The following is a 24,636-nucleotide window of genomic DNA, read 5'->3' as shown; positions in this document are numbered from 1 at the left end:
CCTTTAGCCATGGCAGACTCCTGAAGGGATAGAACGATATAGAGAAGAGAGATGTGGTGCCCATGACGCGGATCGAACGCGTGACCTCTCCCTTACCAAGGGAGTGCTCTACCACTGAGCCACATGGGCATTCAACTTCAGCCCAGAGTGGCCAAAGATTTTTAACCTGGAGCGGGTGAAGGGGATCGAACCCTCGTCTTAAGCTTGGAAGGCTTCTGCTCTACCATTGAGCTACACCCGCAGACTTTTCTTCACCCTCTCCTAAAGTCGCCTTGCTGGCTGACTCTAGAAAAGTGCTGGTGGTGGGAGTTGGATTCGAACCAACGTAGGCGCAGGGCCAACAGATTTACAGTCTGCCTCCTTTAACCACTCGGACATCCCACCCGAAGCGAAAATCGAATTATGGACATGTTTTAAGAGGTCGTCAAGCCTTTTGGGAAGAAAACTGAATAATTCGATGAATTTTTTAAAAAAACTGGATTTGGGGTGCTTTTCTTACTGGTTTTGTCACTGTTTTCAGGCGTCAGACATGCCGCTTTTGAATGCTTTCAAAACCGGGGAATCACGGTGAAATACGGGTAAACACATAGATTTTTTTCTGTTTTCAGCGCTTGTTTTTGTAAGCAAAAGATACGAAACCGGATTTTTCGCTTTTAATCCGGCTCTCGGACGCCTTCCCTGCTCTGTTCCCTGACTTGCCTGGAGTTCCTCTTGCTGTTTTCCACTGGCCGGGGCACAAGCAAGCAATCTGAAAACCATGCAGCCAAATACTGCTCAGTAGCAAAACACGGGGCATGGCAAGGAAAAAGCCGACCTGAGGTCGGCTTTTCTACGTCAATCGCATCGCTTTCAGCGTAGCGGGAACCTGACTTAATCGTCCGTTTGCTCCAGCAAGGACGACAGCCCCTGCTTTTCCAGCAAAGCATTCAAATGCTCCCAGCCATGGAAAGCGATCTGCAACTGGCCCTTGTCCTTGGCACCGACCTTCAAGGTCACCTTGGTACCCAGGTGGTCAGACAGCACCTTTTCAAAGCGCTGTACGTCGCCATTGCGGTTCGCCTTGCTCTGGGCCTGCTTGCTGGCAGGCTCGTCATCCTCGTGCAAAGCACGGGCGACCAGCTTCTCGGTTTCACGCACCGACAGACGGCGGGCAATCACCTCGTTGGCCAACATGATCTGACGGGCAGCGTCCACAGCCAGCAAGGCACGAGCGTGACCCATATCGATGTCGCCGGCCAGCAGCATGATCTGCACAGGCTCTGCCAGGTTGATCAGACGCAGCAGGTTGCTGGTGGTCGAACGCGAACGGCCAATCGCCTGAGCGGCCTGCTCATGAGTCAGACCGAACTCGTCCAGTAAACGCTTCACACCTTGCGCCTCTTCCAGCGGATTCAGATCTTCACGCTGGATGTTCTCGATCAGTGCCATGATGGCGGCGTTCTCGTCGCCTACCTCGCGCACCAGAACGGGCACTTCTTCCAGACCAGCAATTTGCGATGCACGGAAACGACGTTCACCGGCGATGATTTCGTATTTGCCCTTGTCCTTACCCGACAGAGGACGCACCAGAATAGGCTGCATCACGCCTTGTGCGCGAATGGACTCGGCCAGCTCGTTCAAGGCGCCCTCGTCCATGCGAGTACGCGGCTGATACACCCCAGCCTTGAGCAGTTTGACGGGCAGGTTGGAAGGTGGGCCATCGCTCACCGTCGCTTCGCCCTTTTTCCCGATGGTTGCGATAGCGCCTGCGTCTGCGCCGAGCAAGGCATCCAAGCCTCGACCTAGACCTTTTGGTTTTCGTGTAGCCATGCTTACATTCCTATTGATTCTTGTGTGCCTTATGCCTTGTCGCTGCGGGATTCTTTCTTCAAGCGCTTGATCAGCTCTTTACCAAAGTCCATATAGGCCTTGGCACCCCGGGAGTTCTTGTCATACACAATACCTGGCATACCGTGGCTTGGCGCTTCAGCCAAACGTACGTTACGTGGCACCACCGTCTTGAACACCTTATCGCCAAAGTGTGTCTCGATCTGATTGGAGACTTGCTGCTGCAAAGTTACGCGGCCATCAAACATCACCCGCAGCAAACCAATCAACTCCAAATCCGGGTTGATATTGCGATAGACCCGTTTAACCGTATTGACCAGATCCGACAGCCCTTCCAGCGCAAAGTACTCGCACTGCATGGGGATGATGACCCCGTGAGCACTGGCCAAACCATTTAACGTCAGTAACGACAAGGTGGGTGGGCAGTCGATCAGCACAAAATCGTAATCGTCCAACACCTGAGCCAGAGCCTGTTTAAGTTGTTGCTCACGCTCTTGCATCTGGATCAGGTCGATTTCTGCGCCCGACAGCTCCCTATTGGAAGGCAAGACGTCATAGCCACCTGTTTCTGAATGTATCTTTACGTTAGCAATGCTTTCGTCGCCAATCAGCACTTGGTACAAATTACCAGACAGGCTGTTTTTATCAATACCACTACCCATGGTGGCATTGCCCTGAGGATCCAGGTCAATCAATAAAACCTTTTTCTTCAGTACAGCAAGAGCAGCTGCCAAATTAATTGCTGTGGTCGTCTTGCCTACCCCGCCCTTTTGGTTCGCAATACAAAACACATAGGCACGGGGAGATTTATCGTCTTTTTTACTCATGATTATCCTTGCTGCACCAACCACACTAGACAACGCTGTGCCTCTAGCTCCGGTACGGTTAATGATTCTATTCGTTCGACCCGCCAGTTACTTTCAGATTGCAATGCCGCTATTTCTTGATCAGGTTCTTTACCCTTCATAGCCGCAATGCGTCCACCTGGACGAACATGCCTGCCTGCCAAATTTACGAAATCAAGCAGCGAAGAAAAAGCTCGGGAAACCACAATATCTGCCTGCATGGGTTCCAGCTGCTCTACACGCACATGCATCGCCGACAAATTGGGCAAGGCCAAAGCACCAACCATTTGTCGAACAAATGCCATTTTTTTCTCGACAGCATCGATACAGGTAATGTTCCACGTGGAACATGATGCTGCCAAAACAACTCCCGGCAAACCTGCCCCTGAACCTACATCTACAATCTTTACCGATTCTTGTGTCTGTGTATTGTTGCCGGCCAGATAGTTCTGAAACGGACGGACAATCGACAGGCTATCAAAAATGTGTTGCACCAGCATTTGATCTGGGTCACGCAGGGCGGTCAGATTATAGGTACGGTTCCAACGCTGCAACTGATTTATATAATCCAGTAGCTTGCGTACCAGGACAGGGTCCTGATCCAGACCCAAATCCAGCAGGGCCTGATTCAGGCGTTTTGAAAAAATATCGCTCATGCCGTTTGTTTGTTCTTTTGCTTGCGCTTCAGGTGTACCAACAATAAAGAAACCGCCGCAGGTGTCACACCTTGAACACGCCCGGCCTGGCCAATGGTTAAAGGCTTGGCAGCCTTCAAGCGTTGGCGCACCTCAATCGACAATCCCTTGATGTCGTCGTAATCCAGGTCCTCTGGAATGGCTTGCTCTTCCAGTGCTGCCTGACGAGTCACCTCATCCTGCTGACGCGCCACATAGCCCGCATACTTCACCTGAATTTCCACCTGCTCCACATGCACCGGATCTGCCAGACCTGGGCCTGCTACAGGCATGCCTTGGTCATTCAGCACAGCCATCAACTTGGCGTAGTCCACTTCGGGACGCTTGAGCAAATCGAAGAAGGAGTACTCCCGTTCGATATTTTTACCTAACAGTGCATTTGCTTGTTCGGCAGGCAAATTGCGGGGGTTCACCCAAGTACCCTTCAAGCGTTCAATTTCACGTGCAACCGCATCGCGTTTGCGATTGAAATGATCCCAACGGGCATCATCCACCAGGCCCAACTCTCGGCCAATTTCAGTCAATCGTTGGTCGGCATTATCCTCCCGCAGACTCAAACGGTATTCGGCACGAGACGTGAACATACGGTAAGGCTCGGTCACCCCACGGGTAATCAAATCGTCTACCAACACACCCAGATAGGCTTCGTTGCGACGTGGATACCACTGCTCTTTCTCTTGTGCCAAACGCGCTGCATTCACCCCGGCCAACAAGCCCTGAGCGGCGGCTTCTTCGTAACCTGTCGTGCCATTGATCTGACCGGCAAAGAACAAGCCACGAATCTGTTTGGTCTCCAGCGTGGGGTACAGGGATCGAGGGTCAAAATAATCGTATTCAATCGCGTAACCTGGACGCATGATGCGGGCATTTTCCAAACCAGGCAGGCTGCGCACCATAGCCAACTGAATATCGAAAGGCAAGCTGGTCGAGACACCATTGGGGTAGATCTCGGTCGTGCTCAAGCCTTCAGGTTCCAAAAACACTTGATGGCTGCTCTTGTCCGCAAAGCGATGAATCTTGTCTTCGATAGACGGGCAGTAACGCGGACCAATGCCCTCGATAGTGCCCTGGTCGCTATACATAGGCGAGCGATCCAGCCCGGAACGGATGATGTCGTGGGTACGCTCGTTGGTATGCGTAATCCAGCACGGCATCTGTTGAGGGTGCATGGAAACATCGCCCATATAAGAGAACACCGGAATCGGATCGCTGTCGCCAGGTTGGACTTCCAGGCGGGAGAAATCGATGGTGTTGGCATCAATGCGCGGAGGGGTCCCTGTCTTCAACCGTCCTTGCGGTAACTGCAGTTCCCGCAAACGATGCGCCAAGCTGATGGACGGCGGATCCCCTGCCCGGCCCGCAGAATAATTATTCAGGCCTACATGGACCAGACCATTCAAAAAAGTTCCTGCTGTCAGAACCACAGATTTGGCTTTGAATTCCAAGCCGATCTTGGTCACAGCACCCACAACCCGATCTCCTTCCACAATCAAGTCTTCGACTGATTGCTGGAACACCATCAGGTTGGGTTGGTTTTGTAGAACCTCGCGAATAGCCTTGCGGTACAAAGACCGGTCCGCCTGAGCACGAGTGGCGCGCACGGCCGGACCTTTGGAGCTATTCAGAGTACGGAATTGAATACCGGCGTGGTCGGTAGCCAACGCCATTGCCCCGCCCAGCGCATCCACTTCCTTGACCAAATGCCCCTTCCCAATCCCCCCAATAGAAGGGTTGCAGGACATCTGCCCCAAGGTATCCATATTATGGGTTAACAATAAGGTAGACACGCCGGTTCGAGCTGCCGCTAAAGCCGCTTCGGTACCAGCATGTCCGCCGCCTATGACAATAACGTCAAACTCTTCGGGATAAATCATGTCAGAACAGCTAAAAAATAAAAATCAATTATACGATTACCAGCGGAGTATGTTCCACGTGAAACACATGGAACCAATATCTGTTCCACGTGGAACACAGTTTTTTGCGTAAATACCACTGTGGATAACTTTGTGGAGAAAGGGACGCTTTTTTATCCCCAGGCCACCTTGGGAAGCACAGGCAGCGCTTGCAAAGATTTTCTTCAGCCAGAACTCCCCACGGAGCCAAGCCATAAAAGGCGCGCTTATCACTCTTAAATCCCCTAAAAGGGGCTATCTAAGCCAGTACCTCACAACAGGTGGATAAAAGCAGCCCAAGCAGGCAGCAAAATTGTGGATAACAGAGCAATAAAAAGAAATACTGCCTGAGGACCACATCCACCGTTCTACAGTGTGGCGATAAGGATATTTCGGCTGGCCTGCGGAAAATATAAGGCGTCGATTATGTAATCCGACTACCTTGGCTGCAAGAAAAAAGTGTCCTATGCGCAAAAAGACAGCTACCCAGATAGAACAGGATTTACTTGAGACGACAGATACTTTGAAGAAACAACAGCAGCACCTTTAACGCCTAGCTTAAAACCTGGGACTTAATCGAGAGGACGAAGTTAAGACACAGGTCTAGCCAGAAAATTCCCGTGGCTACAAGACGAGCCTGCAGCGCGAGAGCTGAGGAAGCAAAACAGAAGGAGAAGCCGGGCTCGGAACCTATATAGGCAATAGCTATATCAATGTAAGAAACCGATCCTGAGTGCTCAGTTCCACGATCAACAGATACGCGCAGAATCTATGGTATTTTCGACAAGAATTTGTCTGATACTTCGCCACCCAACTTTTTACTCAAATCTGAAGCGCGGGTGCATTTTTATTATTCATATCAGTAGACCCATGCAGATCACTTCCAAGCTCCCTTCTGTGGGCACCACCATCTTTACCACCATGAGCCAGCTGGCTCTGGAGCATAAGGCCATTAACCTGGGCCAGGGCTTTCCAGACTTCAATCCGGATCCAGCCCTGATTGAGGCTGTGCACCAGGCCATGCTGGATGGCATCAACCAATACCCTGCCATGGCTGGTTACCCTGCCCTGCGAGCCGCCATTGCCAGCAAGACGCAGGCTCGGTATGGCCGCCTTTACAACGTGGATACGGAAATCACCGTCACCAGTGGCGCTACTGAGGCCTTAATGGCCAGTTTCCAGGCTTTTGTGCACACAGGCGATGAGGTCGTCGTAATCGAGCCCTTCTATGACCTGTATATCCCCGCCATCGAGCTGGCCGGAGGTACCCCTGTTGCTGTCCCGATGACAGCGCCTGGCGAGGCTGTACCCTACTACCGCGTCGACTGGGACCGAGTGGAACAAGCCATCACCAGCAAGACCCGTATGCTGGTGATCAATTTCCCACACAACCCAACCTGCACCATCTTGCAGCCCCAGGATCTGGACGCGTTGGAGCAGATTGTAGAAAAGCATCCTTCCTTGATCATCTTGTCCGATGAGGTCTATGAACACCTGACCTTCGATCAGAAAGAGCATCTAAGCCTTGCTACCCGCCCTCTCCTGGCAGAACGAGCAGTAATCGTTTCTTCCTTTGGCAAAACCTTCCACGCCACAGGTTGGAAAGTAGGCTACTGTTGTGCTCCTGCCAGTCTCAGCACGGAAATTCGCAAGGTCCACCAATACACCGTCTTTACCGTTCCTAGCCCCTTACAGGCTGGTTTAGCCACCTATATGCAGGATCCAGCCACCTGGGAGAGTCTGCCCGCTTTCTACCAGGAAAAACGCGATCATTTGCATCAAGGTCTGCAGAACACCCGTTTCACTCCTATGCCCAGTGAAGGGACTTTCTTCTTGCTAGCCAGCTACGAACACATTTCGGAGCTGTCCGAGCTGGATTTTGCCAAGCATCTGAACCAGAACTATGGCGTAGGCGCGATCCCCGTGTCTGCCTTCTACCTGAATCCCAATTCTGAGCAGGCTAACCATCGTTTGCTGCGTTTTTGCTTTGCCAAGCAGCTCAACACCCTGGACCAGGCTATTGAACGCCTGAAAAAGGTCTAAAGGCTTTTTTCCCTACCTTCATCAAACCGCCGTCAGGCGGTTTTTTTGTGTCCTGATTTTTGTGGACAAGTGCAGTCGTCGCAATCTTGCCTAAATCTGTCACACAAGCCCTGCAACGGCGACGTAAAACAGCAAGCATTGTCCGAAGCACAAACCATCCACCGTAAACCACAAAACCCGCATCTTGCGCCCCATAGAACACCAAACGTGAAACAGGCAATATAGCCTTCCAGCGCTGTCCTGTTGATAACTTTGGGGGTAAACCTGATTTTTTGCCCAGTTATCGCTTCTTTTCCTTTGAGAAAAGTAAAAATCAGCCAGCTCGCAGGCCTTCCTGTTTCAGTTCATGTGGCTTGCCAAAAAACAGGCCTCAAAGTTAAAACCACAAAAAATATAGATATAAAACAAGGACTTATTTCAATATCACAAGCTTTGAACAGACTTTGCAACTGTGAAAATACACAGGTCACCAAGCCTCTTCGAGCACCACAAGATACGAGCAAGCACAAACCAACGCTTTACCCACAAAATGTGGATAAGTCAAAAATTCAAACAAGATTGACCTAGTACAAGCTCCAGGCGCAGCAATCCCTGCAGCCATAGCAAACTCTTGGCCAAACATGTCGTCCAGGTAGAACACCCCTCTTTTGCCATCCCGTTCCTTTGTTTGAGTTTTTCTCATGTTGAAAGAAAACTCCGGGAACAGACGACAAAGTCGATCTTGTACGGTTCTGAAAATAAATTTTCAGCCTTTGACGCTCAGATTTCTGTATGCAAAAGCCGCATAAGCCAGCTTTGAGCGAGATCGTGATTTTTGTTCATGGACTGCATCTTAGTCGAGAACTTTTAGCTTGCAAAGGGCATGGAGCTGGCCTGCAGAGAGTTGAACTTATCTTATATAACAAGCACTTAAATCTTTTATTGGAATTATTGGATGGAGCCCTGTTGATAAGTCGAACAAGTGTCTTTAGCAGCGTTAAAACAAGAGCTTAGCGCTTTTTTTTCCGGGGATAGATCTAACGCTTACCGGTGGATGGTTTAGGTACAACTTTTAGACTTCACAAAGAAGTACCTACTTATGCCTTATGTATCCACACCCTGTTCACAATGCCCTTCCTAGAGCTTATCCACAGCAAAGAAAATTGTAACAGCGGAATATAAAGTGAATTTACCGGGTTGCTTGGGTAAATCCGGTGTCTGTCATGATGATTTTCTCTGGCCAACGCAAAGCGGCCAGGTGAAAAGCGGAGCCTTCAGGTGCCTGGTCCTTGCGGCGATCGCGCCAACGAGCTCCTACGGAAAAATCCACGCAAAATGTGTTTTTCTTTGCTCCATGCCAGGAAAATGGATCTATATCCTTGAATAATAAGGAATATTTAGACATTTTCGCTGCTGGTTGAGGAAAAAGCTGACGCCAATAATGACCAAAAACGACAGGAATATCGTCCTGGTAGCTGTTCCACCAAGGAGTTCGGTCGGAAAAACGCCAACGGTTGCCAGCAAAAAACGGACGATCTGCGGGTCCTTCAGTACCGGAAGTCAGCAAACGGATGGGGTTGAAGTCATTTTTGACCAAATCGTAGTCAATGTAGGCCTGCAATAAAGGTATCAGGGCCTTTGGGTCTTCAATTTTTTCTTTCCATTCTTGTTTTGCAGCTAGATATTTATTCAGAATTCCTTTTTTTTCTGCATAAGTATCAGCTTTACGCTCACATTCAAAGAAAAAATCAAGAAAATCTTCGTTTTTAACCGATCTAATTGCATCAATAGCAGGATTATTCCAGGCTGCATGCACAATTCTCAGGTCATTTCTTTCCAATGCAATAGGTAGTGAGCCTAAAAACCCTCGGATTTTGTCTCTATTTTGAGGTTTTGCACGTATAAATGGCGAGTAATTCTTTAAATCTGATTGATATCGCTGATCAAAATACCAACCTGATCCATCTTTCGCATCATCTATCAGTAGATTGATTTCATGATTACCTAATATCCCTTTTGCTTTACTATTATTTATCAAGGACTTAAGGTATTCAATTACAGCAGGGCTATTTGGACCTCGGTCACAATAATCTCCCACGAATATCAGGCTACGTTGCTCTGGATGAGAGCCATCTTCTTGGTAACCCAAATTTTGGATCAGTTGTTGCAAGGCCTGAAGCTCTCCATGTACATCACCGATGATGTCTAAAGAACCAGCAGGTAAAGGCTGTACAAGAAAGTTGGGCATGGGTGAAGAGATCTTTATTTAATAATAACTATATATATAACTGGTAATGGATAATGGGTGTCTGTGGATAAGTGGCATAGATAGAAATTAACCTTTAATTTCAGTACTTTATTGACCACTTTCGCCTGTGCACCACCCCGATGGAGTCGGTGGACCGAAACTGGACAAAATTTGAGGCCTGGCCAGACAGGCAACTTATCCCCCTTTCATCCACAGCAGGTCCACAGCAGGCCTTCTTGGAGCTTATCCACAGGGGGCCAGAGCCAGTAGCTGCCTTAAATATAGCTTTTTTGCCCCGTTCTTGACCGATTTTCTGGCCGGATCTCGCCCGCCTGGAGCGTCTGGATGAGCGGATGTCGGTGTTTGCACCAACACTATGTTGAAGTGCGAATTAAGCCCTTATAATATCCACAAATTATTCACTTTCTTGTTAACTGCTGATTTCTCCGGATTTTATATTTCCATTTTTGGTTTAATCTATTTTGTTAATAAAATTGTGGATTTCTTTGTTATCCAGATTTGTGGATAAGTTTGATTATCACGACTGTTATTTGTTTTCCAGTTCCAAACAAAATCCTGTTCTTGTAATTCAACACCGTGATTTTGTTTTCTTTCATTTTTTATTTCTGTATTCAAAAAATAAAAAATTAGCAGTCCGAATTATCATTTTTAATTGTTGTCTGGATTGCTTTCTTCTTACCTATCTATCTTTTATTTTGACTGGCCTCTTTTTTGGTTAATGTGTTTCCTTAGAAAAAATAGAAACTAATCAAATATTTGAGTCTGTTTGTCTCTATTCTCCAGTCGCTTTCTTTGATTATTTCTTGATTCCTTTCCGAGTTTTTTAGATAAAGTTGACTTATTTTTAATAAAAAAATAACTTGAAGCAGAGTAATAAGTATTGAATGATCGGGTTTAGCGATGGAACCTATCTGCCGACCCGACCCGACCCGACCCGACCCGACCCGACCCGACCCGACCCGACCCGACCCGACCCAATCGTTTCGGCCCGGCTTGTCTCATAGGAATCTGGGTATTTGCTCAGTATTGGATATAAACCCAGTTCCTGTTTCTTGGTAGCCCCACCTGCTTGAGCACCAGCATGCTTTATTGTTCGTTCTGTGCTTGGATGCCAAACGTGGCTTTTTGACGATAGTGGGCAATTCGTTTTGTCAGCTATCTACTTTGATAGGACAATCTGCTCACCGTGGAACTTTCGAGGCGTTTGGGACGACAAAGCCATGGGTTTGAATCGCAAATTGCTGTCAAAGTGAGGCGAAACCGGCACTTGCTCCAGTACATGGACAACGTATTTCTGCCTTGGCCCGTGGAATCACCCACTTATCTTCAAGGGGTATGTTTTTTCCTTGTGGGCAGCAAGGGTATTCTCCTGCTAGCCCGTGGCTTGTATCGCTATAAGAAATAGCGCGAAATCTCCCCTCATGTAACAATTGCCGCCAAGGCTGTTTAATCCTTAAGTATCGTCTCGCTACTCTCCCTGTACTTCATGTCTCAACCGAATATCGAAGAAGCCGCTCAGGACTGGCACGGCTTGCTCCAGAAAGTGCCCCTGGCGGTCCGTGCTCATGTGCTGACTATCACTCAAGATAACCAGGACGAGCTTGCGACCCACTTTTATACGCATATGCTCAAGCACCCTGCCGCACAGGTGTATCTCTCGCATGATCAGGTACATAAGCGCTTGCATCGCTCCTTGCGCAGTTGGTTGGTACAGCTGTTTTCGGTGGATGAACACAGTGATATGCAAGATCAGGTCAAGCTGCAAAATCAGGTTGGCGAGGTCCATGCTCGGGTTGGGGTGCCGGTTCACCTGGTGCTGCGTGGTGCTCGCTTGCTCAAGGGGCGTTATGCCCGCTTCCTGTTTGAATCTTCGACTATTAGTTCCGAGCAGGCCTGGGAGTGCTATCGCTACATTCAGAACTTCATTGATCTGGCGATGGAACTGATGAGCCATGCTTATGCCAATTCGCGTGAGCGTAAATCCCGTGCCGAAGAGTCCTATCGCCTGTTTGCCATTGTGCAGAACGTGGCGGCCGAGCGTGGCCGACAGCGAGCCGCGTTGCTGGACTGGGAAAATCTTTTCATGTTTGCTATGGCGGTCAACAATGGTGTGACGCCTGCCCCGCGGATTGGAGATTCGGACTTCGGTATCTGGTTCAAGCATAAGGGTGCGCATGCCTTCCAGGGCACGGTAGAGAGTCGTGAGATCCTGGACTTGATGAATCTGATTGATACCGAGCTGATGCCGGCTTTCGAGCAAGGGGATGCGAAAGGACAGGTTCTACGCTTGCATGAGCTGCGTGATCGAACCCGAGCCATTGGTTTGCACTTGGATCGCTTGTTTGAGCAGCAAAACGAGCTGGAGTCGGGCCGGGACGTGCTGACCCGCCTGTTAAGCCGTAAATACCTGCCTGTCGTGCTTAGCCGTGAAGTGGGCTATGCCCAGCAGCGGGGATCGCGTTTTGCGCTGCTGGCCGTGGATATAGACTTCTTCAAGCGGGTTAATGATACTCATGGCCATGATGCCGGTGATCGTATCTTGCGTCAGTTTGCTGAGCTGCTCAGCAATAGCGCGCGTGCCGGTGATTACGTGTTCCGCCTTGGGGGCGAAGAGTTCCTTCTGGTCTTGGTCGACGTGGATGCGGATGGTGCGATGCGTGCCGCCCGTAATTTGCGTCTTCGTATTCATGCGGAGACCTTCCGGGTTGTGGATGGCGAAAGCATGAATATCACCGCCAGTATTGGCGTGGCCTTGTACGACGGTCACCCGGATTACGAGCGCACGCTGCGCCGGGTTGACCGCGCCTTGTATCAGGCCAAAGAAGAAGGCCGCGACCGGGTTGTCTACGTCTGATGGGACGGGCTTGCCCGCCCTTTTATGTCGTATGGCGGCAACCTGTGCTACAAGTGCGTATTGTTTTGTTCCTGCCAGTGTTTGGTGCCTGATTCCTGACGGTTGCGCGGCCTTTGAAGTGGTGGCTCCGGCCGGATGTGGCGCGTGAAACACAATTACATTGAATGGCATAAACGCTTTGGCCCCAGGCTGAAGCAGGATTTGTTTGCGAGCTGATTTTATGCATCCCCGTTTGGCTGTTCTTCCCCAGTACCTGCTCCCTAAACAGGCTCTGACCCAGTTTCTAGGCGGTTTGGCCTCCAAGCCCATGGGCGGGCGCACGACCTGGGCTATCAAGCGTTTTATCGACCGTTATCAGGTCGACATGAGCGAGGCAGAAAACTCCGACCCAGCCAGCTACGCCACCTTTAACGAGTTTTTTGGTCGAGCTTTGCGTCCGGGGGCCCGCCCTATCGCGGAGACGGCCTTGGTCAGCCCGGTTGATGGTGCCATCAGCCAGTTGGGGCCTATCCAGGGTGCCGAGGTGTTCCAGGCGAAGGGGCATAGCTACTCGACGACGGCTTTGGTAGGCGGAGACGCTCAGGAGGCTGCCCGCTATCAGGATGGGCTGTTTGCGACCCTGTACTTGAGTCCTAGCGACTATCACCGGGTACATATGCCTTGTGCGGGTGTGCTCAAGCGCATGATTCATGTACCGGGCGATTTATTCTCGGTCAATCCGACGACGGCGCGCGGTGTTCCCGGCCTGTTTGCCCGTAATGAACGTGTGGTCTGCTTTTTTGACTCCGAGCAAGGCCCGTTCGTATTGGTGCTGGTGGGGGCGACGGTGGTGGGCAGTATGGTTACGGTTTGGCATGGTGTGGTAAATGCCTCGCGTGACGGCAAGATCCACGAGTGGAACTACGAAGGTCAGAATATCGCCTTGCAAAAGGGGCAGGAAATGGGCCGATTTCTGCTGGGTTCCACGGTGGTGATGTTGTTCCCCAAAGAAAGCGCCTATCGTTTTGATCCGAGCTGGCAGCCGCAAGGCGTAATCCGCCAAGGTCAAGCGATGGGCTATCAGGGCTAAACCCTGTTTTCTAATGAATAAAACCTGTGTTCAAGTGGACACAGGTTTTTTTTTGTCGTCGGGTCGTCTAAAGGCTCGGCGCCTCCGGCAAAAAACACCCCCTTGGGGGAGCCAGCAAGCCGAAGGCGTTGCGTGGAGCCTTTTTTGACGGTTCAGCGCTTAAAAGTAATCTGTATTCAAGAGGTCTGTGGAGTGAGTATGAAAAGGTGGGGGGCGATGGTGATCAAGATTTTGGTCCTGTTATTGGTCTTGGCGGTAGCGGCCTGGGGCGCGCTGGCACTACAGTTTCAGTTGTCAGCAGGTCTGGGGCGCTGGCTGGCATTGGCTGGCTGGGTCGCGGTGGCTGGATTGAGCCTGTATGCCTTGAGCAAGGGCAAGAACTGGCTCTTTGCACCCCAGGCGTTGGGCTTTCTGGTGCTGGTGGTCTGGTGGAGCAGTATTGCGCCCAGCAACGACCGGGAATGGGCGCCTGATGTGGCCAGAATGAGTTACGGCGAGGTAAATGGTTCAGTGGTGACTCTGCACAATGTGCGTGACTTTAACTGGCGCAGCGAGACCGATTTTGATGAGCATTGGATTAGCCAGGACTACGATCTGCAGACGCTCAAATCGGTAGATATGTTCCTTTCGTACTGGATGGGCCCGGTGATCGCCCATACCCTGGTGTCTTTCGGGTTTGAGGATGGCCGCCATGTGGTGTTTTCGGTAGAAATACGCAAGGAAAAGCACGAGGCATTTTCTGCGATAGGCGGTTTTTTCAAAGAGTTTGAGTTGAGCTTGATTGCGGCAACAGAGCAGGACATTGTGCGTACCCGTAGCAATGCGCGCGGCGAAGACGTGTATATGTACAGCGTGGAGTTGGCGAAACCTGCCATGCAGGCCTTGTTCTTGTCTTATGTGGAGCAGGGCCAGCAACTGCAGACTACTCCTCGTTTCTACAACACCTTGACGGCTAATTGCACCACCATTGTTTATGACATGGTCTCCAGGATTGTGGACGGGATACCGTGGGACTGGCGTGTGCTGGCTTCGGGCTATTTGGCCGAGTATGTGTATGGTCTGAATGCTTTGGCGCCAGGCCATAGTTTCCAGGAACTGAAGCAACTGGGCTACATCAACCCGAGAGCCTTGTCGCAGCAGGAGGGGCAGGATTTTTCTGCTTTGATTCGACAGAATTTGCCTCTCGTAAAGCCTTTTTAAGGCTGTTTTAGGCGCTTTTGTTCCACGTGAAACATATGTTTTACTTTATACGCTCTGAAAATTAGAGCGTATCAGGAATGAAGATAAGAAATAAAAACCCCATCGTATGAAAATCATGTGATGGGGTTTTTTAATCCCTGTACCCTGTTTTCCAGATTGCAGATGCGATAGAAAATAATTGTTTTTGCCAAATGCGTCAGGGCTGATAACGGACAGTTTAAGGAGCGGCCCGCCACTGCACCAACTGCTCCAGCGTCGTGGTGTTGCCACCACACACAACGACTAGAATGTTGTTGTAGGGAGCCAGGGCCTCATGATCCAGGTAGAGAGTCGACAAAGCCGCGCCACATGCGGGTTCCACCAGAACGCGATGATCGGTCAGAAAGCGCAGGCATGCGCTGACGGCCTGAGCATCGCTGACCTGAACGCAGGTGGTGGGATGAGATTGGTTGATGGCGTAAGCCTGGTCGCAGACGCGTGGTGCAGCCAAGGAGGTGGCAACCCCACTGACTTCACTAAGTGTGATGTGCTGGCGCTGCCTTACCGACTCGCCCAGGCTGGCGGTGCCCTGGGTTTCTACCGCAATAATCGGGGTTTTGTCCCAACCCTGCTCCCGCAGGCCTTGAGCCACACCGCATAGCAAGCCACCCCCGCCTACAGCCAGCAAGACGGCATCCGGCTGTACGCCCATTTGGGCCACTTCTGCGATCAGGCTGGCATGGCCTTCCCAAAGCAAAGGATCATCAAATGGGTGAATCAGGGCGTCGTCTTCTTGCACCAGGGTCAGCGCATACTCATGAGCTTCCTGCCAGTTCTTGCCGATTACGTGCAGCTCGGCTTTTTCCCGTTGAATCAAGCGTCTGGCGTGTTCGCTAGTGGTTTCGGGGACGACAACAAGGGTGGGCATGGTCAGGCGGCGTCCGGCATAGGCAACGGCAATTCCGGCATTGCCTCCCGAAGAAATGATAAAGCGCTTCTTTCCTTGCTGGGCATGGTGCTGACACAAGTGGCCAATACCGCGAATTTTGAATGATCCGCTAGGTTGCAGCGCATCCATTTTTAACCAGATTTGTTTGCCAAGCTGTTCGCTCAAGGCGTGTGAAAAAATGAGCGGTGTCTCAAGGTGAAGAATCATTTCTTATCGTTCCAGATTTTATAGTGATCTGAGGGGGCGCGTTGGGCGCTCCGAGCGCTGTTCACCACATTTTATCGGTCTGAAACACGTGTGGCTAAAGATCCTGGGCACGGTTTTGTGACGACCAGGACAAGCGGGCGGAAAATTGTTTGGAAAGGATGCTTATATCATCGGGCCTGGATTTTGTAACTGTTCTTGTTCTCTGCGCTAAGTCCCTTTATTAGCGTTTAATGTGAGGCAGCTTACTAACTAACTACGTGTCTGCACCTACTTACAATTTTGCTTCGTCAGGACTGTAGTGTTCAAGCTAAATCAAGGGCTTATCTGATAAAATTCCAGATAAATCGCCCGACTCAAGACCCCTTTCCGTACGGAATTCAGGCCCGGTCTTAAGCGTTTAATTTTAAGTGCATGATAAGCACCGAAACTCATTCCAATCACTCGGGCCATAAAGCAGTGTTGTTTTTTGCTTTGCCTGGGCGGAATAAAAACAATAATAACCAGAACTTATTTCTAGAAAGGACGCTGTGGTAGCGGTTCTTAAAGGAATAAAGATTTTGTTATGAAAACTGCCACCAGACCTGCTGATATTTATATGCGTTTTTTGCAGCTCGCCGATTCGCTGCATACCCTGCCTTGCTTGCCTTGCCTGGACCCTCTTGAAGAGCGGATCCTGGTGCTGGTTGCCAAGGCATCGAAAGACTGTTTGCGTTTGTCGGTGCGCGATGTCATGGCCGTAGAACGGCTGGGATCGCCCGCGACTATTCATACCCGCCTCAAATCCATGCGCGAGAAAGGCTGGATCGTCCTTAGTGATACGGAGGACACTCGCCGCAAACAAGTGGACTTGAGCCAGGCTGCCCTGCTGCATTTTGATCGTCTTTCCGCCTGTCTTTTAGAGGCGGCAAATGTTTGATTGATCAAATGGAGCGGCCAGGCACCCGTTGTAATTGCTGAACCCGCAAAAAGAAGCGTTTGGCATCAGGTAAATAAGCGGGAAGCGCTCGGGTCCAACTAATGGAATGCAAACAGGCGTTTGCAAAAAGCGCTCGCGTGTCTGGTGCTTAAAAAACGGAAAAGATAGGCGGCATTAAAACAATGCCCCTGTTCCGCGGATTTACCTGCCTTCAAAGAGTCTATTTTTCTATACTGGGGACTCACCTTGAATTCCATGCCTGGAGGCAGAATGCGCTTACCCATCTATCAGCTTGATGCCTTTACTGACACCTTGTTTGCAGGCAATCCTGCCGCCGTGGTGTTGTTGCCCGAGTTCCCTGACGATGCCTTGATGCAGTCGATTGCACAGGAGAACAATCTTGCCGAAACCGCCTTTCTGGTGCCACAAGGCCAGGACTTTCGCCTGCGCTGGTTCACCCCTACGGTAGAAGTGCCCTTGTGTGGACACGCAACATTGGCCAGCGCCGCCGTTGTGCTGCAGCATGTGCGTCCCCAGGACAGCCAGGTGGTGTTCCATACGCTAAGTGGTGCTTTGACGGTACGTCGTGACCAAGACAGCTATGTCATGGATTTGCCTGTGCGCCCGGTTCACCGTGTGGATGACAATCCTTTGCTGGAGCAAGCCTTGGGCACCAAGATTACGCAACTGTGGCGTAATGACTTCACCCATCTGGCTGTATTGGAAACGGAAGAGCAAGTGCGACAGCTGCAGGTGGATGCGGCAGCCATGCTGGCCAGTGGGTGTGACGGATGCATTGTGACAGCGCCGGGCTCGGGCCAGTTTGATATTGTCAGCCGCTTTTTTGCTCCTGGTCACGGTATTGAGGAAGATCCGGTGACGGGCTCGGCCCATTGTGCTTTGCTGCCGTACTGGGCTCCTATCCTGGGCAAAACTCATTTGCTGGCGTATCAGGCTTCTGCCCGTGGTGGTGTACTGGACTGCACCTTAACGGGTGACCGCGTGTTCTTGAAAGGCCAGGCCGTCCTGTATATGGAAGGACACATCCAGATCGCCTGAGACGATGCCAAGCGGTTTAAACGGGCATGGCGGTGCCATGCCTGTATTGGTAACGCCCTTCCCTTGTTTTTGCCCGATCAGCACAGTAGTCAGCAAGACAGGCTGTACATTTTTTCGGCCTTCTTTATTGCGACTTTTTATGGTTTTTTGATCTCTTATGATTCCTGTCGCTCCATTTTCTTTGCTGTTTCTGCTGATTATTACGCTCGGGCCGCTTGCCTTAATTATTGTGCTGGTCTGGGTGGTTTTGCTTTTAGTACAGCCACATCGCCGGGAAAACTTTAAGAAAAAACCCTGGCCACGCCTACTGGTTTTGCTTCCTTTGCTTGTATTGGCGCTCTACTACAGTTATTTCCAGTGGGAGGTCTATCAGTTCGATAAACGTCAGGCACAGGAGCTGGCTAGTCGGCAGCATGTTTTAAAAGAGCCTGGCCGTTTTGCCGGAATTGATATGCCAGCCGGAACAGAGCTGGAGTTGAGTGTGTGGGGCGACCCGGACAGCGTGTCCTGGGCTCGTTTCCCGGGGGCGGTCATGGTAGGCAATGCTCCAGTGCTGTCTTTCAAGCGCCCCCGGCCCGATTTGCAGAACTCCAGCTGGAAGCTGCATCTGGCAGGCGATACGGAATTGGAGGGCTGGCAATGTGATGGCAGCCAAGTGATTGAAATGGAACAAGATTCCATGGCAGAGCACGGTTTTCGTTTTGTCAGCTGCTTTTTGGCTAAAGGGAATCAGATCAGGGGCTGGAGTCCCTATGCGGCGGCTTCCAATATGAATACAGCCCCGGATTTTGTTCTGGATCTACCTGCCGGCACTTTGGTTCAGGCCAGGCCGGATGGGACTTTGTATGTCAACGGTGAGCGGGATCAGGACCGTTGGATGGTACGTGTAGAGGAAGAGGGTTTACAGGTTCAGGCATGGAATCTGCCTTTGGAACGTGCTTATTTCTCAGTCGATAAAAATAAAAATCTGCTTTATCTCTCGCATGCTCAATTGGCTCGAGAATTTCAATTCGGCGGATTTAGTTATCCAGCCGGTACGCGTGTGTCGACGCCCAACTATCGCTTTTACCCGCAGTGGCCACTTTTATTGAGAATGGTATTGCCTGCGGATGGCGAATCGGATCAAAGAAAAGAACAGGTTCATGACCTGCTTAGTGGCCAAATTTTGGACGGATTTCACTAGTTAACGACCTGATTTCGGCTTTTTTTACCTGTAATCTGCAGTTTTTTTGTGGTGAGTGTAATTAAATAAGGCGAATTTGTTTGGAATGGGTCAATTTGAGTTAATGTAAGCATTTGAAGCGAATGTATAAAATAAAAACGTATCGTTTTCAAAGGTGGAATGTAGAGGGTTGGTGGCTGCTGGTTTCGTTTTTTAAGGTTTTGGCCTTGAGCGGAAGAGACAATCCGTCGGACTGAAACCGCCCTATTGCTGGCTTAACTGAACAAGGTTAGATGCCGCTATGACGACATATCAAGGGGAACTGCTGGAGCATACGCAGGCCCACGCACAGGCTGCTTACTGGTTTACTCGCTTGAACTCGGGCGAGGCTACCGCAGCTGAATTACGGGAATTTGAGGATTGGCGCCGTGACAATCCTGAAAATGAACGTTCATATCGATATATTTGCTATTTTTGTGACGCCAGCCTGGATGCGCCCGAGCATGAGATACGCCGTTTATTGGCTGGCTCGGGGGAAAAGCCAGTGTTGCTCAAGCCCTATCACCGTGGTTTGCTGGCGGGTTTTCTGGTGTTGGCCTTGGCGCTGACCGTGTTTTTCTCCTGGCCCGAGCCGGTATTGCGAGAAGAGCACTTGGTATCGGGGGCTCAAATGCTGGAGCAACGGTTTGTCGATGGGGCCGTGCTGCGCTTGGGCCCGGATTCAGCCCTTGAAATCCGTGAATATGAGGACAGATTGAATCTGCAGCTTTTACGTGGACAGGTCACGCTGTTGCTGGCTGATCCCACACCAAAGAGTGTGACGGTCTTTTCCAGCTTTGCGCAGGCCCGCAGTAACAAGGGGCAGTTCTCGGCTTTTCTGGACAGCGATCAAATGAAATTTGCTGTGGATACTGGATCGGTCGAAGTATCTAGCGGGACATGGTGGCGACGACAGAGTCGGGTCTTGATTCCCGGTCAACATATTGATGTGGATCGATGGTCTGGAATGAAACGGGTTCAACCCGCTCCTGTATCTCCGAATGAGGCCGACTAACAGTCGGCCTCTTACGTTTCAGAGCGTTTAGAACATCCAGTTCAGGAACAATTTACCGTTTATATCGGCGCGGCTATCCCCTAATAAACGGGTGCTGGCCGACAGACCTAAACGCAGACGCTCGGATTGCTGCAAGCTGATGCTGGTGCCCAGCGCCAAAGCATGGCTATCTACCCGCGCGTAACGACCATCAAAACTCACGGATTGGGCACTGGCGAAGGCCGCCTCCTGGTTCTGGTTACGGCTTAGCAAAGCCTGCTCCCAAGCAATCGATAAGGACGTTTGCAGTTGGCGATCCTGGCTTAAATTCCAGTTTTGACGCAGGGCCAGGCCAATGGAAGCCTGCAAGGCATTTTGGCGGCTGGCGTCCAGGCGCAGACGGCTGGCGGCATCGCCGCTCTCTTCCAGTCCAGGACGCCGGTAATGGAGGTAATCCAGAGCCAGAACCGGCCCGATGCTGCCGTTCTCGCCCAGCGCCCAGTTGTAGCCAGTCTGTACACCGAGCGAGAAGGTATGCCCTGTCCAATCCGAGGAGGGACGTGCCTGATAGCCCGCAAAGCTGATGTTGCGGTTCATCTTGCCCTGTTCGATACCCACACGTAGTTGGGCCAAGCCATTCCAGCCTTCCTGGCTGTAGCCACGGTAGCGGGCATGCACCCCCAGGCCCAGACCGGTCAGCTTGCTCTTGGCCTGGAAGGGGGCGTCTACGTTGACGCGCTGCTCGTTGGCATTACCATGCACCCCCAGGCTCCAGTCACTGCCTTCAGCCCGGTGTTCCGCCCCCAGCATTACCCCATAGGTCTCGCTGCGGTGGTCAACATCGTTGTTACCCAGTTGCCAGTGGTAGCGGCCCCCATAGGTCTGGATGAAGCTTTGCCAGCCGCTCTTGTTGATACCGTCGGTTTGGCGCAATTGCTCGGATACCAGTTGTTCGCGACGCAAGGCGGCGGCGGTTTGGGCGGCGTAAGATCCTGCACTTAATTGGTCCAAAGCCAGGCCAATATCGCTGCCATCAGTTCGAGAGAAGTCCATGGCCAGATACACCGCTGCCAGGGACTGATTGCCCGAGAAAGCTTGTGCCAGGCTGGTACCTACCGAGGCTGCATTGGGCGAAGCAGCATATTGCGCATAAGCGTCCTGATTACGGCTGACGGACCAGCCATTGCCGGTACTTTTTACATTCAGGGTGGGGGATGCCAGCGTGGCATTGAGCGCAGCAAACTGCCCTTGTGTCTGGCTGGCAGTAAACACCTTGTCCTGATTCAGTGTCCATCCGTTCTGATACCAGTCTGGCTGCAAGTCCACGTGCAGTTCACCATCCAGCTGAGCCAAGCCTTGCACATCAATATGATCGTTCTGCGTGGTCGAGGCCTCCACCAGAATCCGGCCATCGGCACCTTGGACAAAGCTGCCCTTGATCGTCATGTTCCCGTAGGAATTCCCAGGGCTGAGTGTGCCGTTATTGGTGAAGTTGTATTCAGGGTTGATCGTGAATTCGCTATTGCCGTACAGGGTGGCGCCCTGATCTACTCGCAAGCCATACAGCTCGTGCTGCCCATTCAAGGAAGTTGAGCCCCCGGCAATGACAACAGCCAGATTGTTTTGACCTTTGATATTGCCGTCATAACGCATCTGGAAATTAGGATCAGCCGCCTTGGTGGCACGACCGTTTTCATCGGCCTTTTGACCGAAGCTGATGCGGGTCAGGAGCAGTTGCTGGTCAGAACCGCGACGGTTGTAGTTCGAGGTGATGTCACCAGTAATTTGCGCGCCCTGCAAGATATTGATGTTCTGTACCCAGGCATTGTCTGCGATATGGATGGCTGCTTTCTGGCCCGACAAGGTGCCGGACAGATCGTAATTGCTGATCAAGGCACCTTGCAAAATGGTCGGTACAGCTTGTAGCCGGCCATCCACTACGACTAGCCAGGAGCCGTGATACTCATCGTCGCTACCCATGGCGTTCTGGCCAAAGTCAAACAGGGCTCCGATGCCATCCTGGCCATCTGCCCGGACCTCACCTTGCTGAACAATATTGTGATGACGACCATAGCTGAATTGCAGGCCGCGGCCATACCAGCCCTGGGCATGAATACGCGTGGCTTCGGGGATAAGGAGAGTGTTTTCGCTACCATCCACACGTACGCCTACGCCTCCTGGCCCGGCTGTCAGTAAATCCGCCGCCTGGGTAATGGTGTTGCGTTCGCCATAAATGTGCAGCCCCAAGCCTTGCGTGGCCATATTGTATTGACCGGGCAGGTAGGCCGTGCCGTTTGCATTGCGGGCAAAGTAGCCATTGGTATTGTTCAGGGTGACACCGTCCCCATAGACCGAATAGCCAAAGAAGTTGCGGCGATCAATGCTCAGCCCAATATCCTGCAGGGCGGCAAGCTCGGCTTCCATCAGATTCACATAGTTGCGATAGGTCTGATGGCTCATCAAGCTGTTGCGCAGTTCGGTGTGGCTCATGTAGTTGCGATCCACTCCGTATCGCGGTTGGTCATGAACGTTCAGGATGCTGACGGGGATGCCCGGCATGGCGCCATTCAGGACTTCCTGTACATGATCTCCAGTGAAGTAGCCCTTGTCTTCGCGCAGGTCAAAAGCGGCAGGATCATATGGGTTGGTGCAGACCGAGCACAGGATTTTCTGTCCGGGGCTGGGGGCTCGACCCTGGTCATCGCGCAAGCCCAAGGCCCAGGGGCTAAGGTCATTCAGGAAAAAGGGATCGGGTGGATCAAAGCTGTTTTCAGGCAGGTTGTCGGTGACTGTATTGCTGATGCCCAAAGCATGCGCCAACTCGTGGAAAATGACTGCGTTGTAGTCCGCCTTGCCAGTTAAGGGCAGTTGGCTTGGATTGACGGGGGCGGTATCCAGATCCAGCTTTCCGACGCTGATAACCGCATCGGGGTTGTTTGGGTCACCCTGGAAGATTCCGTGCAAGCGTGCTTGCAAGGCCGACAGGACGAAGTTGGGATGATCAGGGTTACTTAGTTGGGCACCATAGGCATTGGCGTTCTTGTCATTCATGGTGCCCAGGTTGATCACAGCCGGTGTGTAGCCCGCCGGCAGATTCAGGATTTCGGCCCAGCGCTCCAGTGCGGCACGAATTTTCAGCCGACCATTCTCGTCAATATTCCAGGGGGAAACGCGTGGATTAGATTGATCCGACGTATCGTAACCGCCATCATCCGGCCCATAGATCCGCAGCTCAAAGGCTTGTTGACCTTGTTTGTTCAGAATGAATTCTGTCTCGTAGGCATAAGCGCTGCCGGCCCAGCTCAAGGCCAACAGGGTGTGGCCTAGTAGTGCTTTGATTTTGAAGTCCATGGGGTTCAGATAAAGAGAAGACAATGGTTAGGGGGCACTTTTCGTATAAAAGTAAATAAAAGTGTCTTTTCTTGCTACTTATTTCTGAGCTGTGCCGAACAGCTGAGTAAAAGGCGCCACACTTGGTGCACACATCACGGTAAAGAACTACCGGGTTTCAGCCGTAACCCTCTAGGGGATGATGTGTACAAGAGAGGAAAGTATGACCATAGAGATCAGTGGACAGGGTTTAATGCATAGACAAACTATGCCTGTGGCCGAACCATTAAACGCGTCGGCCATGACGCCCCCTGTGGTGCCCGAGCAGGAAGAGTCTGGTTCCATAGACTCATCGGGACGTATCAAGGTGCACCTGTCTCCCATGGGCAAAGATCTGTCGTTGACCAGTCAGCAAGCTCAGAAAAAAGGCCGCGACAAGGACATTGATGACAGCTCTTTGCCTGACGGAGTCAAGGACATACTTAAACGTATCCGCGACCTGAAAGAGCAAATTCAGCAAAAACTGATGGAGTTGCAGCGTATCCAGGCCAGCGACAAAGGTAGTGAAGCCGAAAAGAAACAGGAGCTGGAGCGCGTGCAAGGCGAGCTAACCAGCTTGAACGGTGCTCTGTCCAGTGCCCACGCCATGTTGAACAAGGTTATGGACGACATTGAGCTGGATGGCGATAGCCGTATGGAAGTGGCAGATTTGTTGATGAAGTAAGAAGCCGTTCGACTGGCTTCGGGAGTCCTCGGGGGCGCGGGTGGTTTGTTCGGGCGCAAGCCTGTATGAACCATTGACCGCGCCCTTTTTTGACTCTGGACAGCCAGGGGCTGCCGTCACTGATGCTCAGGGCTGGTTTGCCACCGTCAAGGCCTGCGTAATTTTGTGGTTGAGCTGATGTGGAGACATCAAATCCGCCGTGACCTGTGCTTTGGTACGAATGATGTAGGCAGTTGAAGGATTCAAATCAATGCAATACACCACCAGCGATCCGCCCCCTAGGGGAGCGGCACCAATATAAACCCCTAACTGTTCGCTGGCTGCCGAGTCATTGCGCTGCTGGTAGCCTTCGCCCGCGGCGGTTTGCTGAACGGTATCCAGGCACTGGGCCACGCTGAGACGGGAGATGGAGCGCTGTTCCGCCTCCAATTCCAGAGGCATCCATTCTTGAGCTTGTGCTGCCCAAGCGCCATGAAGCAAAGCTGCCATCAAAACCCACTTGTTGAGTGTGTGCATGATGTCCTCCCGCAGGAGACGATGGAATGCTCAGCATAGTCCTGATCGATGAGGGCGAGCTTTGATAGGGCTTAATTCAGGGATGAAT

At 51.4% G+C, this 24,636-nt stretch carries 18 protein-coding genes and 3 tRNA genes; 9 read left to right on the top strand and 12 right to left on the bottom strand.

Features of this window, described 5'->3' with window-relative positions:
- Window positions 1–54: 54 nt before the first annotated feature.
- From OSH04_RS17155 to mnmG, 7 genes are all read right to left on the bottom strand, one after another.
- Window positions 55–129, bottom strand: a tRNA-Thr gene (locus OSH04_RS17155).
- A 38-nt stretch (window positions 130–167) separates the two neighbouring features.
- Window positions 168–241: transfer RNA gene (locus tag OSH04_RS17150), tRNA-Gly, on the bottom strand.
- Between the two features lie 56 nt (window positions 242–297).
- Window positions 298–384: transfer RNA gene (locus OSH04_RS17145), tRNA-Tyr, on the bottom strand.
- Between the two features lie 486 nt (window positions 385–870).
- The gene (locus OSH04_RS17140; protein WP_009462421.1) at window positions 871–1,809 is read right to left on the bottom strand and encodes a ParB/RepB/Spo0J family partition protein; all 939 of its coding nucleotides are present in this window, start codon (window positions 1,807–1,809) and stop codon (window positions 871–873) included.
- Window positions 1,810–1,838: 29 nt separating this feature from the next.
- Window positions 1,839–2,654 (bottom strand): ParA family protein, encoded by an 816-nt coding sequence (locus OSH04_RS17135; protein ID WP_021447168.1) that lies wholly within the window; start codon window positions 2,652–2,654, stop codon window positions 1,839–1,841.
- A 2-nt stretch (window positions 2,655–2,656) separates the two neighbouring features.
- Window positions 2,657–3,328 carry a 16S rRNA (guanine(527)-N(7))-methyltransferase RsmG gene (gene rsmG / locus OSH04_RS17130; protein WP_035269551.1) on the bottom strand — a complete coding sequence of 224 codons (672 nt, stop codon included), beginning with the start codon at window positions 3,326–3,328 and terminating at the stop codon, window positions 2,657–2,659.
- Window positions 3,325–5,241, bottom strand: a complete 1,917-nt coding sequence (gene mnmG / locus OSH04_RS17125) for a tRNA uridine-5-carboxymethylaminomethyl(34) synthesis enzyme MnmG (protein ID WP_266108929.1) — start codon at window positions 5,239–5,241, stop codon at window positions 3,325–3,327. The genes rsmG and mnmG overlap by 4 nt, the downstream gene beginning before the upstream one ends.
- A gap of 888 nt (window positions 5,242–6,129) precedes the next feature.
- On the opposite strand from mnmG, the gene OSH04_RS17120 reads away from it, so the two are divergent.
- Entirely contained in the window at window positions 6,130–7,302 is a 1,173-nt protein-coding gene (locus tag OSH04_RS17120) for a methionine aminotransferase (RefSeq protein ID WP_203145277.1), read from the top strand.
- Between the two features lie 466 nt (window positions 7,303–7,768).
- Here the strand turns inward: OSH04_RS17120 and OSH04_RS17115 are convergent, their stop codons facing one another.
- Both OSH04_RS17115 and OSH04_RS17110 read right to left on the bottom strand, forming a co-directional pair.
- Window positions 7,769–7,984, bottom strand: coding sequence for a hypothetical protein (locus OSH04_RS17115; protein ID WP_035269546.1), 216 nt, complete (start codon window positions 7,982–7,984; stop codon window positions 7,769–7,771).
- A 486-nt stretch (window positions 7,985–8,470) separates the two neighbouring features.
- Window positions 8,471–9,529 carry a metallophosphoesterase gene (locus OSH04_RS17110; RefSeq protein ID WP_266108928.1) on the bottom strand — a complete coding sequence of 353 codons (1,059 nt, stop codon included), beginning with the start codon at window positions 9,527–9,529 and terminating at the stop codon, window positions 8,471–8,473.
- Between the two features lie 1,507 nt (window positions 9,530–11,036).
- On the opposite strand from OSH04_RS17110, the gene OSH04_RS17105 reads away from it, so the two are divergent.
- The 3 genes from OSH04_RS17105 (at window position 11,037) to OSH04_RS17095 (ending at window position 14,673) form a co-directional block, all read left to right on the top strand.
- Window positions 11,037–12,404: a diguanylate cyclase gene (locus OSH04_RS17105; protein WP_035269543.1), complete on the top strand. Its 1,368-nt coding sequence runs from the start codon at window positions 11,037–11,039 to the stop codon at window positions 12,402–12,404.
- A 220-nt stretch (window positions 12,405–12,624) separates the two neighbouring features.
- On the top strand, window positions 12,625–13,473 hold the full coding sequence (asd, locus tag OSH04_RS17100; RefSeq protein ID WP_009458320.1) for an archaetidylserine decarboxylase: 849 nt from the start codon (window positions 12,625–12,627) through the stop codon (window positions 13,471–13,473).
- A gap of 198 nt (window positions 13,474–13,671) precedes the next feature.
- Window positions 13,672–14,673, top strand: coding sequence for an Lnb N-terminal periplasmic domain-containing protein (locus OSH04_RS17095; protein ID WP_266108927.1), 1,002 nt, complete (start codon window positions 13,672–13,674; stop codon window positions 14,671–14,673).
- 217 nt (window positions 14,674–14,890) lie between these two features.
- Here the strand turns inward: OSH04_RS17095 and OSH04_RS17090 are convergent, their stop codons facing one another.
- Entirely contained in the window at window positions 14,891–15,808 is a 918-nt protein-coding gene (locus OSH04_RS17090; RefSeq protein WP_266108926.1) for a pyridoxal-phosphate dependent enzyme, read from the bottom strand.
- Window positions 15,809–16,370: 562 nt separating this feature from the next.
- Between OSH04_RS17090 and OSH04_RS17085 the strand changes: the two genes are divergently transcribed.
- The 4 genes from OSH04_RS17085 (at window position 16,371) to OSH04_RS17070 (ending at window position 19,999) form a co-directional block, all read left to right on the top strand.
- On the top strand, window positions 16,371–16,724 hold the full coding sequence (locus tag OSH04_RS17085; protein ID WP_021447165.1) for a MarR family transcriptional regulator: 354 nt from the start codon (window positions 16,371–16,373) through the stop codon (window positions 16,722–16,724).
- Window positions 16,725–16,994: 270 nt separating this feature from the next.
- Window positions 16,995–17,783: a PhzF family phenazine biosynthesis protein gene (locus OSH04_RS17080; RefSeq protein WP_060186807.1), complete on the top strand. Its 789-nt coding sequence runs from the start codon at window positions 16,995–16,997 to the stop codon at window positions 17,781–17,783.
- Between the two features lie 157 nt (window positions 17,784–17,940).
- A complete protein-coding gene (locus tag OSH04_RS17075) occupies window positions 17,941–18,966 on the top strand; it encodes a hypothetical protein (protein ID WP_060186806.1) in 1,026 nt (341 codons plus the stop codon).
- 280 nt (window positions 18,967–19,246) lie between these two features.
- A complete protein-coding gene (locus OSH04_RS17070) occupies window positions 19,247–19,999 on the top strand; it encodes a DUF4880 domain-containing protein (protein WP_266108925.1) in 753 nt (250 codons plus the stop codon).
- Window positions 20,000–20,026: 27 nt separating this feature from the next.
- Here the strand turns inward: OSH04_RS17070 and OSH04_RS17065 are convergent, their stop codons facing one another.
- Window positions 20,027–23,329 (bottom strand): autotransporter outer membrane beta-barrel domain-containing protein, encoded by a 3,303-nt coding sequence (locus OSH04_RS17065; RefSeq protein WP_266108924.1) that lies wholly within the window; start codon window positions 23,327–23,329, stop codon window positions 20,027–20,029.
- A gap of 232 nt (window positions 23,330–23,561) precedes the next feature.
- Between OSH04_RS17065 and OSH04_RS17060 the strand changes: the two genes are divergently transcribed.
- Complete coding sequence (locus OSH04_RS17060) at window positions 23,562–24,032, top strand: hypothetical protein (protein ID WP_235332444.1); 471 nt, start codon at window positions 23,562–23,564, stop codon at window positions 24,030–24,032.
- 126 nt (window positions 24,033–24,158) lie between these two features.
- Here OSH04_RS17060 and OSH04_RS17055 read toward each other — a convergent pair whose 3' ends face one another.
- Window positions 24,159–24,548: a DUF6180 family protein gene (locus OSH04_RS17055; protein WP_137431124.1), complete on the bottom strand. Its 390-nt coding sequence runs from the start codon at window positions 24,546–24,548 to the stop codon at window positions 24,159–24,161.
- Window positions 24,549–24,636: the final 88 nt, after the last annotated feature.

It is taken from the genome of Alcaligenes nematophilus (assembly GCF_026344155.1).
In the GTDB taxonomy this organism is placed as follows: Bacteria; Pseudomonadota; Gammaproteobacteria; order Burkholderiales; family Burkholderiaceae_B; genus Alcaligenes; species Alcaligenes phenolicus.
Note: the sequence above shows the minus strand (reverse complement) of the source record. Positions and strands in the feature narration are given on the sequence as shown.